This window comes from Kitasatospora nipponensis, from assembly GCF_039528135.1.
Lineage (GTDB): Bacteria > Actinomycetota > Actinomycetes > Streptomycetales > Streptomycetaceae > Kitasatospora > Kitasatospora nipponensis.
Genome location: NZ_BAAALF010000591.1, coordinates 1 through 856, shown reverse-complemented (window position 1 = coordinate 856; position 856 = coordinate 1). Strand labels below are relative to the sequence as shown.

The window sequence follows — 856 nt, the reverse complement described above, 5'->3', positions numbered from 1 at the left end:
CGTGCCGGCCGCGGTGCCGGCCGCGGTGGCGCCGGCGCCCGAGCCGGTCGGCGTCGGGGCGACCCGCACCAGGCGGCGCACCTCCGGCACCGCCAGCACCGCCAGCGACAGCACCGTCATCAGTCCCGCGCAGGCCCACAGCGCCCCGTCCAGGCCCAGCCCGCCGGCCAGCGGCGCGGCCGCCGCGGTGCCCACCGGGGCCAGGGCCACCGAGCCGCACCAGTCGTAGGCCGCCACCCGGGAGAAGCTGGCGGCCGGGATCTCCTGCTGCAGGGCGAGCATCCAGCTGACCCCGTAGAGCGTGCCGCCGACGCCCGAGGTGAACATCGCCAGGGTCAGCACCGGCAGCGGCGCCGCGCCGGCCAGCGCGACGGCGGGCAGCGCGAAGAGCAGCACCCCGGCGTTGCCCGCCAGCAGCAGGCGGTGCGGCTGCCAGCGGACCATCAGCAGGCCGCCGGCCACCAGCCCGGCCCCCATCGCGGCGTTGACCAGTCCCCAGGGCCGCGGCCCGCCCAGCCGCAGGTCGGCCACCAGCGGGCCGAGCACCGACTCCGCCGCGATCAGGCAGGCGTTCACCACGCCGAACTGCAGGACCAGCACCCAGAGCCAGCGCCGGGAGACCACCTCGTGCCATCCCTCGCGCAGGTCGGCCAGCATGCCGCGCCCGGCCGGCCGCCGCACCGGGGCCGGCGCGCGCAGCAGGGCCCGCAGCGCGCCGGCGGCGGCCAGGCCGACCGCCAGCGCGGCCCACCGGTTGCCGGAGTCGGCGTCCGGGGAGCGGCCGATCGGGGCCTTGCTGAGCATCAGGCCGAACAGCACCAGCACGACCACCGCGCCGAGGGAGATCAGCACCTGC

The 856-nt window shown here is 78.7% G+C and carries 1 protein-coding gene; it reads right to left on the bottom strand.

Annotated elements, in window-relative coordinates:
- Window positions 1-856: MFS transporter (locus ABD323_RS42095; protein WP_486327176.1), on the bottom strand; the 856-nt coding region annotated here is incomplete at both ends.